Origin of the sequence: Lentzea sp. NPDC060358, assembly GCF_042725365.1 — a bacterium.
Lineage (GTDB): Bacteria > Actinomycetota > Actinomycetes > Mycobacteriales > Pseudonocardiaceae > Lentzea.
This window is the reverse complement of the sequence record NZ_JBHXCW010000070.1, coordinates 1-12,288: the sequence shown is the minus strand read 5'-3', so window position 1 is coordinate 12,288 and position 12,288 is coordinate 1. Positions and strand designations below refer to the sequence as shown.

General features: G+C 73.5%; 12 protein-coding genes. 7 read left to right on the top strand and 5 right to left on the bottom strand.

Features of this window, described 5'->3' with window-relative positions; all coding sequences use genetic code 11:
* Positions 1 to 73: 73 nt before the first annotated feature.
* From ACFWGZ_RS17235 to ACFWGZ_RS17225, 3 genes are read left to right on the top strand one after another with little or no spacing between them, the layout of a single operon-like run.
* Entirely contained in the window at positions 74 to 544 is a 471-nt protein-coding gene (locus ACFWGZ_RS17235; RefSeq protein WP_382452496.1) for a (2Fe-2S)-binding protein, read from the top strand.
* Positions 541 to 2,556: a molybdopterin cofactor-binding domain-containing protein gene (locus ACFWGZ_RS17230; RefSeq protein ID WP_382452495.1), complete on the top strand. Its 2,016-nt coding sequence runs from the start codon at positions 541 to 543 to the stop codon at positions 2,554 to 2,556. The genes ACFWGZ_RS17235 and ACFWGZ_RS17230 overlap by 4 nt, the downstream gene beginning before the upstream one ends.
* 26 nt (positions 2,557 to 2,582) lie before the next feature.
* On the top strand, positions 2,583 to 3,056 hold the full coding sequence (locus ACFWGZ_RS17225; RefSeq protein ID WP_382452494.1) for a MarR family winged helix-turn-helix transcriptional regulator: 474 nt from the start codon (positions 2,583 to 2,585) through the stop codon (positions 3,054 to 3,056).
* Positions 3,057 to 3,270: 214 nt separating this feature from the next.
* Here ACFWGZ_RS17225 and crtI read toward each other — a convergent pair whose 3' ends face one another.
* Positions 3,271 to 4,731: a phytoene desaturase family protein gene (gene crtI / locus ACFWGZ_RS17220; RefSeq protein ID WP_382452517.1), complete on the bottom strand. Its 1,461-nt coding sequence runs from the start codon at positions 4,729 to 4,731 to the stop codon at positions 3,271 to 3,273.
* A gap of 19 nt (positions 4,732 to 4,750) precedes the next feature.
* Positions 4,751 to 5,827, bottom strand: a complete 1,077-nt coding sequence (locus ACFWGZ_RS17215) for a polyprenyl synthetase family protein (protein WP_382452493.1) — start codon at positions 5,825 to 5,827, stop codon at positions 4,751 to 4,753.
* 143 nt (positions 5,828 to 5,970) lie between these two features.
* On the opposite strand from ACFWGZ_RS17215, the gene ACFWGZ_RS17210 reads away from it, so the two are divergent.
* From ACFWGZ_RS17210 to ACFWGZ_RS17195, 4 genes are all read left to right on the top strand, one after another.
* Complete coding sequence (locus ACFWGZ_RS17210) at positions 5,971 to 6,897, top strand: phytoene/squalene synthase family protein (protein WP_382452492.1); 927 nt, start codon at positions 5,971 to 5,973, stop codon at positions 6,895 to 6,897.
* A 13-nt stretch (positions 6,898 to 6,910) separates the two neighbouring features.
* Positions 6,911 to 7,873 carry a DUF5914 domain-containing protein gene (locus ACFWGZ_RS17205; protein WP_382452516.1) on the top strand — a complete coding sequence of 321 codons (963 nt, stop codon included), beginning with the start codon at positions 6,911 to 6,913 and terminating at the stop codon, positions 7,871 to 7,873.
* A gap of 302 nt (positions 7,874 to 8,175) precedes the next feature.
* Complete coding sequence (locus tag ACFWGZ_RS17200; protein WP_382452491.1) at positions 8,176 to 8,463, top strand: WhiB family transcriptional regulator; 288 nt, start codon at positions 8,176 to 8,178, stop codon at positions 8,461 to 8,463.
* Positions 8,460 to 9,320, top strand: coding sequence for a MerR family transcriptional regulator (locus tag ACFWGZ_RS17195; RefSeq protein WP_382452490.1), 861 nt, complete (start codon positions 8,460 to 8,462; stop codon positions 9,318 to 9,320). The genes ACFWGZ_RS17200 and ACFWGZ_RS17195 overlap by 4 nt, the downstream gene beginning before the upstream one ends.
* Here the strand turns inward: ACFWGZ_RS17195 and ACFWGZ_RS17190 are convergent.
* The 3 genes from ACFWGZ_RS17190 to ACFWGZ_RS17180 form a co-directional block, all read right to left on the bottom strand.
* Positions 9,317 to 10,840, bottom strand: coding sequence for an FAD-dependent oxidoreductase (locus ACFWGZ_RS17190; RefSeq protein ID WP_382452489.1), 1,524 nt, complete (start codon positions 10,838 to 10,840; stop codon positions 9,317 to 9,319). The genes ACFWGZ_RS17195 and ACFWGZ_RS17190 overlap by 4 nt on opposite strands.
* A complete protein-coding gene (locus ACFWGZ_RS17185) occupies positions 10,837 to 11,529 on the bottom strand; it encodes a methyltransferase domain-containing protein (protein WP_382452488.1) in 693 nt (230 codons plus the stop codon). Before ACFWGZ_RS17185 ends, ACFWGZ_RS17190 begins: the two co-directional genes overlap by 4 nt.
* Positions 11,530 to 11,642: 113 nt before the next feature.
* Entirely contained in the window at positions 11,643 to 12,095 is a 453-nt protein-coding gene (locus ACFWGZ_RS17180) for a hypothetical protein (RefSeq protein ID WP_382452487.1), read from the bottom strand.
* Positions 12,096 to 12,288: the final 193 nt, after the last annotated feature.

Genomic DNA, 12,288 nt, shown 5'->3' with positions numbered 1-12,288 from the left:
CTGAACAAACCTTGCCCGGCGTGCCGCGCACCGCTACGTTCAGCTGACTGAACAATTTCAGGAGGACCCTGCGGTGGCCCGATATCTGTTGCGCGTCAACGGTGAACGACACGAGGTGAACGTCGAGGGCGACACTCCCCTGCTGTGGGTGTTGCGCGACGAGCTCGGCCTGACGGGTGTCAAGTACGGGTGCGGTGTCGGCCTGTGCGGGGCATGTACGTCCCATGTGGACGGTTCGGCGGCGCGGCCCTGCGTGCGCACGACCGCCGACAGCACGCGCACGCGGATCACGACGATCGAGGGCCTGTCGCGCGACGGGAACCACCCGGTGCAGCGCGCGTGGCGCGAGCTCGACGTGGCGCAGTGCGGCTACTGCCAGCCCGGCCAGGTGATGGCCGCGGCCGCGTTGCTGGCACGCGACCCCGATCCCGACGACGCCGCGATTGAGGAGGCGTTGGGCGACAACGTGTGCCGCTGCGGGTCGTACCCGCGCATCCGCGCCGCGGTGCGCCGGGCCAGCCGGATCATGCGGGAGGAACGGTGATCAGCCGCAGGACGTTGCTGCGGGGCGCCGGGGCCGGCGCGCTCGTCGTCGCGGTGCCGGTGCCCGCCCTCGCGGCGGAGGACTTCACGCCGAACGTGTTCGTGCGTCTGGACGACAAGGGCCGCATCACCGCGACCGTGCCGCGTCCCGACACCGGTCAGGGCGTGCGCACGGTGGTGGCGCTGATGGTCGCCGAGGAACTGGCCGTCGGCGCCGCGGACGTGGCCCTGGAGCAGGCGCCCGGCGACACCGAGCGGTACGGGCCGCAGACGGTGAGCAACTCGTCGTCCGTGCGCCAGCTCGCCACCCCGATCCGCACGGCCGCCGCGACCGCGCGCTGCCTGCTCGTCGCCGCCGCGGCGCAGCGTTGGGGCGTGCCGGTGGCCGAGTGCACCGCCCGCGACGGAGCCGTGTGCCACCCCCGCCGCGGCAGGCTGCCGTACCGGGCGCTGGTGCGCGGTGCGGCGGCGCTCGACCCCGCGACCGTGCCGGTGACGCTCACGCCGCCGGAGAAGTGGCGGCTGCTGGGCAAGACCCGCGGCGGCCGGGTGGACGCGCGGGACATCGTCACCGGGCGCACCCGGTACGGCATCGACTCCCGGCCCCCCGGATGCCTCGTCGCGGTCGTGGCGCGCCCGCCGTGGATCGGCGCGGTGCCCTCGGCGGTCGACGACGCGGCCGCACGGGCGCTGCCCGGCGTGGTCGACGTGCTGACGCTGACCGCGCCCGCGGACGGCCAGGGCGGCGTGGCGGTGATCGCCCGGTCCACGCACCAGGCGCTGAAGGCCCGCGACGCACTGCGGGTCACGTGGACCGGCGGCACCCCGGCCGCGGACAGCCGCACCTGGCTCGCCGACCTGCACACGGCGTTGCCCGCGCAGGCCCCGATCGACGGGCTGCAGCGGGTCTTCGAGATGCCGTTGCTCGCGCACGCGCCGATGGAACCCATGAACGCCACCGTGCACGTGCGTCCCGACGGCGTGACGGTGTGGGCGCCCACCCAGGACCCCGGCGGGTTGCGCACGCAGCTGGCCCGTCAGCTCGGTGTGCCGTCCACGGCCGTGCGCGTGGAGACGACGGCGTCAGGCGGTGCGTTCGGACGGCGCGTCGAGCCCGACCCCGTGCTGGAGGCGCTGGCGTGCTCACGGAAGGTGGGCGCCCCTGTGCAGGTGTTGTGGACACGCGCGGACGACACGCGCAACGACTCGTACCGGCCGATGTCCGTGCACCGCCTGAGCGCGGAGATCGGTGCCGACGGCATGCCCGTCCGCCGTGCGCACGAGGTCGTGACGTGGCCGCTGACGGTGCTGCCGTTCTTCAACAACCCGGCGCTGATCAAGGCCAGCGGCGACCACTTCCCGTACGGCGTGCCGGGTGAGGTCACGGTCACCGTGCGGCCGACGCCGTTGCGGACGGGTTTCTGGCGGGCCGTCTACGCCGGGCAGTTCCTCTACGCCGAGGAGTGCTTCCTCAGCGAGATCGGCACGCGCGCGGGCCGCGACCAGATCGCGCTGCGCAAGTCGCTGCTGCCCGCCGGCTCGCGCCTGCACCGGCTGCTCGACACCGTGACGGGCACGTGGAACGGGCTGCCCGGGAACGCCCGCGGCGTGGCGTGCCACGAGGACTACGGCTCGGCGATCGCGGTGGTCGTCTCCGTCGACCCCGCGGCGCGCCGGGTGCTGAAGGTGCACGCGGCCGTGGACGTCGGCGTGGCGCTGCACCCGTCCGGGGTGCGCGCGCAGGTCGAGGGCGGCGTGGCCGACGCGGTGTCCACTGTGCTCGGTGCGCAGATCACCGTCCGGGAGGGACGGGTCGTGGAGTCGTCGTTCGGCGACTACCGCTGGGCGCGGATCGGTGGCGTGCCGGACGTCGAGGTCACGATCGTGCCGTCCGACGCCCCGCTCGGCGGCCTGGGCGAGCTCGCCTACCCCCCGGCGGCCGCGGCCATCGCCTCCGCGCTGGCGGCCGGCGGCCAGGTCACCGGCATGCCGTTCGGGACCGGCGTGGGGTGACGGGGTGGGTCTGGGATGATGGGGCCGTGGCCGAGGGAGACGAGCTGGCGGTGGCGCACCGCCCGGACCAGGTGGGCGCGGACGTCGCCTCCTGGCCGACCGGCAGGCTCCTGTCGGTCGCGGCCCGCGTCGTGGAGAAGCGCTTCGAGGACTTCCTGGCGGGCCGCGGCCTCACCCACGCCGGCATGATCACCCTGCACCACCTGGCCGACGGCCCGCGCTCCCAGCGCGAGCTGGCGTTGCTCTGCCGCGTCACGGACCAGACGATGAGCCGCACGATCGAGCACCTGGACCGCGGCGGCCACGTGGTCCGCAGCCAGGACGCGAAGGACCGCAGGCGCACGTCGGTGAAGATCACCCCGGCGGGCCGCCGGGCCCTGGCCGCCGCCCGCCGCGAGGAACGCGAGTCGGACACGCTGCTGGGCGCGGTGGACGACTACGAGCACTTCCGCCGCCAGCTGATCGCGCTGATCGCGGCGGCGACGAACACCGAGGGCTGACGCGGCCGGCCGGCAAGACGGCGGCGCAGGCCGGACACGACGAAGCCGCGTCAAGCCAGGCCCACCGCAGTCTCCTGTGAACACCGACACGACCGTCCCGCACGACAGCAACCCGCACCGGACACGGCGAAGCCGCAGCAGGCCAAGCCCACCGCGGCTCCCGCCCCAAGACGCGACCGCCGCCGTCCACCGCGGTCCGCGGCCGCCCGCCGAGCTACTGCCGCAGCCGCTCCGCCGCCAGCCGCCCCGAGATCAGCACCGGCGGAATCCCCACCCCCGGCGTCGTCCCGCTGCCCGCCAGCACCACGTTCCCGTCCCGGAACGGCAGGTTGCCCGGCCGGAACGGCCCGGTCTGCGCGAAGGTGTGCGCGGCGGAGAACGGCGTGCCCGCCGCCTGGCCGTCGCGCGCCCAGTCGTCCGGGGTGATCACGGCGAGCGGCTCGGCGTCGACGAGGAGCTTGCGCGCGGACATCTCCTCCATGATCTGCTCGGCGTACTGCGCGGCGAACGCGTCCCAGCGCAGCGGTGCCACGTCGAGGTTCGGGCACGGTGCCAGCAGGTACTGCAGGTGCCTGCCCTCCGGCGCCAGGGCCGGGTCGGTCAGCGAGGGCGTGGTCAGCAGCAGCGACGGGTCGCTCATCACCTTGCCCTGGCTGATGATCTCGTCGAACGTGCCGTCCCACTTGTCGCCGAACGAGATCGTGTGGTGCGCCAGGTCGTCCACGACCCGGCTCGAGCTCAGGTGCACGACGACGGCGGACGGCGACCACCGCAGCGGTGCGACGCGGCGCGGTTTGCCGCGCAGCAGGCGGGTGCTCTGGGCCGGGCCGGTCGCGAGGACCACCGCGTCGCACGGGAAGCGCTCGGTGCCCGCCAGCACGGCGTTGACCCGGTTGCCGACCCGTTCCAGCGACGAGACCTCGACGCCGTACACGAACTCGACTCCGGCGGCGGACGCGGCGTCGGCCAGCGACTGCGGCACGGCGCGCATGCCGCCGCGTGGGAACCACACGCCGGCGATGGTGTCCATGTACGCGATGACGGCGTACGCGGCGAGGGCGTCGCGTGGGGCCACACCGGCGTACAAGGCCTGGAAGGTGAAGACGCGCCGCAAGCGGTCGTCCTTCAGGAACTTGCCGACGGCGCGGCCGAGCGAGCCGAAGCCGCCCAGCTTCGCGAGCCGCAGCAGGTCGCCGCCGACGAGGTCGAGCGGTGAGTCGAAGCTCGCGCCGATGAACTTGTCGCGCTCCACCGCGTAGAGCTTGCCCAGCCACTCGCGCAGGTCGCGGTAGCCCTGCGCCTCGCGGGCGCCGGCGAAGTCGTGCACCGCCTGTTCCATGCGGTCGCCGTCGGTGTGCACGTCCAACGCGCTGCCGTCGGCGAACGTCGCGCGGTAGGCGGGGTGCAGCGGCAGCAGTTCCAGGTGGTCGGAACGGCGCGCGCCGACGGCCTCGAAGGCGTCGTCGAGCAGTTCCGGCATCGTCAGCACCGTCGGGCCGGTGTCGATGCGGTGGCCGTCGATGTCGAGACGGCCCGCGAGCCCGCCGGGGTGCGGGTGCCGTTCGAGGACCATCACCTCGTGCCCGGCACCGCGCAGGTGCAGCGCCGCCGACAGTCCCGAGAGCCCCGCTCCCACCACGACCACACGATCCGTGCGGCCCTTCACCACGTGCACCACTGAAGAACTCTCCCGGTCAGGTCGTGCGCGCGACGGCGCGGTTGGCGAGGCGCACCAGTTCGTGGCGCGCCTCGTCGTCGATCACGGCGCGGTCCAGCGCCGCCAGGCCGGAGACCGCCAGCCGGTCGATGTGCTCCTCGACGGCGGCGACGGCACCGAGCTCGATCAGCAGCGACCGCACCTCGTCCACCGTGCGGTCGCTGACGGCACCGGTCTCCAGGCACCGGCGCAGCAGCCGTTGCGCCGCCGGGCGGTCCTGAGCGCGGGACAGGGCGATCGACATCAGCGGCGTCCGCTTGCCCTCGCGGAGGTCCTCCCCCACGGGCTTGCCGGTGACCGAGGCGTCGCCGAACACCCCCATCAGGTCGTCGCGCAGCTGGAACGCCACGCCGATGTCGTGCCCGTAGGCGCGCAGGCAGTCGACGACCTCCTCGTCCGCTCCCGCGAGGGCGGCGCCGAGGTGCAGCGGCCGTTCGACGGTGTACGCGGCGGTCTTGAGCGCCGCCACGCGGACCGCGTGCTCCAGCGACTCCTCGCGGCGGGCGACGGCCAGCAGGTCGAGGTGCTGACCCATGATCATCTCGGTGCGCATGGCCTGCCACGGCGCCCAGGCGCGGCTGAGCACCTCGGCGGGCAGGCCCGCGCTCACCAGCGCGTCGTCGGCCCACGCCAGCGCGAGGTCGCCGACCAGGATCGCCGCCGAGTCGCCGTACTGGCGTGAGCTGCCGGCCCACCGCTGGTGGCGGTGCCGCGCCGCGAACGACTCGTGCACCGCGAGCTTGCCGCGCCGGGTGGCGGAGCGGTCCATCACGTCGTCGTGCACGAGCGCGCAGCACTGCAGCATCTCCAGCGCCACCATGGCCCGCACGACGGCGTCGACGTGGGTGGAGCCCCCCGCGGCGCGCCAGCCCCACCACGCGAACGTCGGCCTGATCCTCTTGCCCCCGGCCAGGATCAGCCCGCGCAGCTCGGTGGTGAGCTCGGGCGCCAGGTCCTGCCTGGCGCTCAGGAAGTCGTGCAGCGCGTCGTCGAGGAGGACCCGGAAGTCGTCCACGTGCGACGGGCAAGCGTCCACGCTGGTCAGCAGCGACATCGGCGTTCCCTCGGGAGTCGGCGGGAGTTCGGTGGTTCGAGCTAAGCAGCGGGGTTCGAGGTCTGCATGATGAATGCCGCCGTTGTGCGGAGTTAAACGCGTGGTCTTAGCTTGGAGGCACCTTCCCCGGGAAAGGACCGCTGATGTCGGCTGAGCGCGAACTGGACGCCGCGGGTGTCACAGCACCGGCGTTGCGCGACGCGTACCGGCGCTGCCGTGAGCTGAACGCACTGCACGGCCGCACCTATTACCTGGCAACGAGGTTGCTCAGCGCGGAGCAACGGCCCGCGGTGCACGCCCTCTACGGGTTCGCCCGGTGGGTCGACGACGTGGTCGACGACGTCCACAGTGGACCCGACGAGAAGGCCGCCGCGCTGCTCGCGATCGACGCGCGGGTGCAGGCGGCGCTGGTGGGCGGGGAGACCGACGACCCGGTGCTGGCCGCGCTGGTCGACACCGTGCGGCGCTACGACATCCCGGTCCAGCACTTCCAGGACTTCATGGTGTCGATGCGGATGGACCTGACGGTCACCGACTACGCCACCTTCGCGGAGCTCGAGAAGTACGTCCACGGGTCCGCCGCGGTGATCGGCCTGCAGGTGCTGCCGGTGCTCGGCACGAGCGTGCCGAGGGAGGAGGCCGAACCGGCCGCCGCGGCTCTCGGCGTCGCTTTCCAGCTGACGAACTTCATCCGCGACGTCGGCGAGGACCTCGACCGCGGCCGGGTGTACCTGCCCGCCGACGAGCTCGCGGAGTTCGGCGTCGACCGCGAACGGCTGATGCACGCCCGTGCGCAAGGTCACGCCGACCCGCAGGTGCGCGCCGCACTGCGCGACCAGGTGCGGCGCGCGCGAGACATCTACACCAAGGCATGGCCGGGCATCGGGATGCTTGCACCGCGTTCCCGTCCGTGCGTGCTCACCGCCTACCGGCTCTACGGGCGCATCCTCGACCTGGTCGAGAGCGCCGACTGCGACGTGCTGTCGCGCCGCGTCGTCGTCTCCAACGGCAGGCGGCTCGCCGTCGCGCTGCCGGCACTGGCGAGGGCGGTGTTCGCCCGTGCCGCCTGACCGCAGGCCCTCGATGCGCGACCGGATCCCGCTGCGGATCTACTCCAGCCCGCCGTGGCGCGAGCAGCGCCCGACGTGGCAGGACGCGAAGCCCGCGCTGATCGAGGCGGCCCTCAAGCGCGCGATGGCGCGCCCGTCGGGCAACTGGTTCGTCGCGGGCGCGAGCAGGGACGTCGTGAAGGGCAAGCCGTACGGCCGCACCATCGCGGGTCAGGAGGTCGTGCTCTGGCGCGGCCCCCACGGCGTGCTGATGGCGGGTTCCGGTTCGTGCCCCCACCTCGGCGCACCGCTGTGCGACGGCGCCGTGGCGGAGGGCAAGCTGATCTGCCGGTGGCACGGCCTCGCCTTGGAGGGCAAGCGGTTCGGCGCGTGGACGCCTTACCCCGCCCACGACGACGGTGTGCTCGTGTGGGTGCGCCTGGACCAGGTGGGCGGCGAGGAGCCGCTGGACGCACCGGTGCTGCCCGAGCGCCCGCCGGCCGGCTCGATCGACGCGGTGGCGACCCTCGTCGGCCGCTGCGACCCGGAGGACGTGGTCGCGAACCGCCTCGACCCGTGGCACGGCGCGTGGTTCCACCCGTACTCGTTCGCGAACCTGCACGTCCTGGAGACCCCGACCGAGACCGAGGACCGCTTCCTGGTCGAGGTGACGTTCCGGCTGGCGGGCCGGGTCGGCGTGCCGGTGATCGCGGCCTTCACCTGTCCCGAGCCGCGCACGATCGTGATGCACATCGTCGAGGGAGAGGGCGAGGGCAGCGTCGTCGAGACGCACGCGACCCCGATCCGCGACGGCAGGACCGCCGTGGTGGAGGCGACGATCGCGCACTCGGACCGCCCGGGGTTCGCCCTGGCCAAGCCGGTGGCGGGGGCGTTGCGGCCGGCGATGAAGTGGGCGGCGGCGCGGTTGTGGCGCGACGACCTGGCCTACGCGGAGCGCCGGTACGCGCTGCGGCGGACGGGCCGGTTCCCGGACTAGTTCGGAGGGACGCGCCGCCGAACGCCGGTCCGCCGCGGCGCTGACCGGCCAAGACCCGGCTGCCGAGTGCGGCAGCCGGCTTTTTCGCATGCCCGGGACAGCCGTCATGTCACCCGTCCGGCTGAAAAACGACCGCCCTGCCGTGGCGCACTCCGGCGGCCACCCTCCGGCAACCCGATGTTGACATGCGGACAACAGTCCGTAAACGGGGAACACGCGAAACCGACCCCGAGTTGCGTCGTTTCTGAGTCGATTTTACGATGGGCTTCCCACCGTGGTCGTCTTACCTGAGGACGTGCGTCATGCCCGAGTTGTCCCGTCTGCCCCACCCGGTCGCGGAAGAGTGGGACTGGCAGCTGCGCGGCCTGTGCCGCGGCATGGACAGTGCTTACTTCTTCCACACACCCAACGAGCGCGGATCGGCGCGTGAGCAGCGCGAAGCCGCGGCCAAGGCGATCTGCCAGCGCTGCCCGGTCATGGAGCGGTGCCGGTCGCACGCGCTGGAGGTCCACGAGACCTTCGGGATCTGGGGAGGGCTCGGTGAGAGCGAGCTGAGGGCGATTCTCGCGAAGCGGGCCCGCCGGTCGTGAGCTACACACCCCGCGCGGTCGCGGGGATGCTCGGCATCGCCCCCACCACGCTCCGGACCTGGGACCAGCGCTACGGACTGGGCCCGTCGACGCGCACCGAGGGCGGCCACCGCCGCTACGACGAGGCCGACGTCGCGGTGCTGCGCCGCATGGTCGTGCTGATCGGGCAGGGCACGGCCCCGGCCTCCGCCGCCGTGCTGGCGCGGCAGGAACCGTCCGCCCGGCCCGCTCGCCGGCACGCGCCGATGGGCGTCGACGAGGCCGCCAAGGCCCAGCGGGGTTTCCTCGCCGCGGCGAAACGCCTCGATGAGGAGCTGATGCTCGACCTCGCCGCGAAGCTCCTCACCGACCACGGTGTGGTGTCCGTGTGGGAGTCCGTCTTCATGCCGAGCATGGTGGAGCTCGGCGACATCATCGCCGAACGCGGGCAGGGCGTCGAGATCGAGCACATGGCCAGCAGCAGTGTTCTGCAGGCGTTGCGGGACGTGCCGCGGGCGACCGGCCCCGGCGTGCTCGCGGCGCTGCTGGCGTGCGCGCCGGAGGAGCAGCACGTGCTGGCGCTGGAAGCGCTGGGCGCCGCGCTGTCCGAGGAGGGCTGCCAGTGGCGCAACCTGGGGGCACGGGTGCCGCCGGAGGCGCTGTGCGACGCGGTGGCCCGGTTGCGCCCCTCCGTCGTGCTGGTCTGGGCGCACCGGGCCGACCTGGCGGAACTGGTGCCGCTGGCGGAGCTGGCCACCCGCACGACCGCCCTGCTCGCCGTCGCCGGGCCGGGCTGGGCGGGCGTGGCACTGCCGCCGTCCGTGCACCGGCCGGGCAGCCTGGGCGACGCGGTCGGCCTGGTGCTCGGCCGCGTCTAGACCGTTCGCCAGCGACGGGCCGCGGCGCGCAACGCCGGCACGCGGCCCCTCACCGGCACGCTCCACAGGTCGGTGCCCGCGACGCCCCACCGCTTCAGCAGCTGGTTGGCGGCCGCGAAACCCGTGGTGGCCGCGCGTTCCATCAACGCCACCGGCAGGTCGATGCGCACGAGGTCGCCCGCCACCACCAGGTACTCGTCGGGCGTCGTCACCGCCGGCCGTCCCGCGTAGCCGCCCGCCGGGAACAGCGGGCAGTCCTCGCGCAGCTCGTGCCGTTCGTCCACGATCCCGGCGCGCTTGGTCTCCGGGTAGACCTCGGTCAGCTGCTGCCACAACCGGGCGCGGGCCGACTGTTCGTCCACATCGGACGGAAGCGCGTAGCCGTGCAGCTCCACCACGGACCCGCCGGTGCGCGCGGCCCACGCCCGCGCCTCGTGCTCGTAGTGGTCGAGGACGCTGATGTTGTCGAGCAGGTCGTGCCCGCCGGTGCCGAGGAAGCCGGGCCGGTCGGGGTCGACCGGGGTGTCGAGCCAGTACCGCGACACGAGGAACCGCGGGGCCGTCCGCAGTGCGCCCACCTTCTCGCGCCACGCCGCGTCCGCGAGCGACGGCGACGCGCCGACGAGCGTGCGCAGGCCGGGCACGTCCGCCGCCAGCACGACGGCGTCCGCCTCGATCGCGCCGTCGCAGATGGTGACGGAGAAGCGCTTCTTCTCCCCCGGCAGCACGGACTTCACCTCGACGCCGGTGCACACCGTGGCACCCAGCGACGCGAGATGACGGCCGAGAGGTTCCCACAGCCCGTGCGGGAACGGGTCCGCGGCCACGTCGAACAGCAGACCCTCGTTCGAGCCGAGGAAGTAGATGTGGAACATCACCGCGAGCTCGGCCGCCGACATCCGCGTGGGGTGGGCGAAGAAGCTGCGGGAGAACACCTCGAACGCCAGCGCGTGCGCGGCCCGGGGGAAGCGGATCCGCTCGATGTAGGACGCCGCGTCGATGCCGTCGAGCTCGTCGTAGATGCGCGGCACCGACACGTCCAGCAACGACAGCGCTGCGCGCGCATTGACCCGCGGGAGGTCGCTCCACCGGAAGGTGGGGCTGCTGCGCAGGAACGCGAGCGCGTTCCACGGCACGGTCGTCGGCAGGCCGGCGAAGCTGTCGCGGTGGCCGGAGGCGTGCTGCAGCGGGTAGTCCGCGAGCGGCACCAGCGCCCGGCCCGCCGGGTCGACGCGCGCGAGCAACGACCGCAGGTTGTAGTACTGGCGGAAGAACGCGTGGAAGCCGCGCGTCATCGTGGCCTCGCTGCCGTCCGCGAGCCGGGTGCTCCAGCCGCCGACGCGGCCGCCGAGGTGGTCCTCCCGCTCGCACAGCACGACCCGCGCCCCGCGTTCGGCGAGCAGCGTCGCCGCGGACAGCCCGGCGATGCCGCCGCCCACCACGGCGACCACGGGCGCGTCCCCGTCGAAGTGCGGCCGCCCGGCAGGCGCCGGGACCCGCACGGCCAGGCGATCGGTCACCGCTGCTCCCGCTCCGGCGCGTGGCCGAGGAACGTGTGCACGACCCCGAGCTGCAGACCCGGCACGGGTGCGCTGCGCACGCCGGTGAACCCGTTGCGCCGCAACCGGTCCCGCAGCGCCGTCGCGCCGTCGAAGTCCATCACGCTGCGCCACAGGTAGGTGTAGAGCGACCGGTCGCCCGTCGCCAGCCACCCCGCGGGGACGATGAACCCGCACAACGCCGTCCACACCGCCGTGCTCACCAGCGAGTCGCGCACCGAGTACTCGTGCAGCACCAGCCGCCCGCCGGGGGCGAGGAAGTCGCGGATCCGCCGCAGGGTCGCGTCGGGCTCGGGCAGGTTGCGCACGAGGTAGGCCGCGAACACCGCGTCGAACTGCCCCTCGTCCACGTCCTCGGCCCGGCTGTGCACGAACTTCACCGTCGGGGGCCACCGCTTCTCGCGCGCCTGCGCGAGCATCCCCGCCGAGGCGTCCACCGCGACGACCTCCACTCCGGGCGCGGCCGTGACCAGGGCCGCCGTCGACGCGCCGGTACCGCACCCGAGGTCGAGCACCCTCATGCCGGGCTTGAGCCGCAACGCCCCCGCCGAGCGCCGCAACGCCTGGTGGTAACCGGGGTTGAGCCCCACGAGGAAGTCGTAGCCGCGCGCGGCTCGGTCGAACTTCCCGGGTACCTCGAGCTTCTCCACGTGCGAGCCTTCCCGTGCTCCTCGATCGTCACCGTCGACCGTATAGGCGGGGATGCGAGTTCGCACGACGGCGGGCCGGTCCCGCCGGGATCCCGGCGGTGCCCGCGAGAGCGTCAGACGCCAGCGTCCTTCGAGATCGCGTAGTAGGAGTCGACGGTGTCGCCGTCGATCCCGACGTACGCGTCGACCCACGCCGCCGCGGCGCGCACCAGCACGTGCAGCACGCCGAACCCCTGCCCCTGCGCGAGCATCCGCAGCACCGCCACCACCCGGCGGTCGTCGGCGCAGGCCAGGCCGCTCAGCAATTCCGAGGCCGCCGCCACGGCCAGTTCGTCCGCCGGTGGGTCGGGAACGGTCACCGGGATGCGCGCGGACGGGTCGAGCACGCCGCAGGGGATGCCCCTGAGCAGGATCGCCGCGCACGCGTCGATCGCGACCATCCTCGCCTGCTCGTCCGCGACCAGCGTCCGCACGGCCCCGGCCGCCCACTCGTGGTCACGCCGGTTCACCGCCCCTATCGCGGCCAGTGCCAGGTTCCTGGCCTGCACGTCGTCGAGTCGCTCCATCGACGGCCTGTCTCCTCTCCAGTCGTCCCCCGACCGGATGCGCCCCCGCGCGTCTGTGTTGCTACAACAACACGTACATGGTCAAACGACCCGTGAGCGCCTGCATGACGACCGGACCGCAGTTCACCCGTCCGCAGCAACCGCGCCGGGTGACGCCGGAGCAACGGCCTCCCGGCGGCGCAGCCCGCTCGCC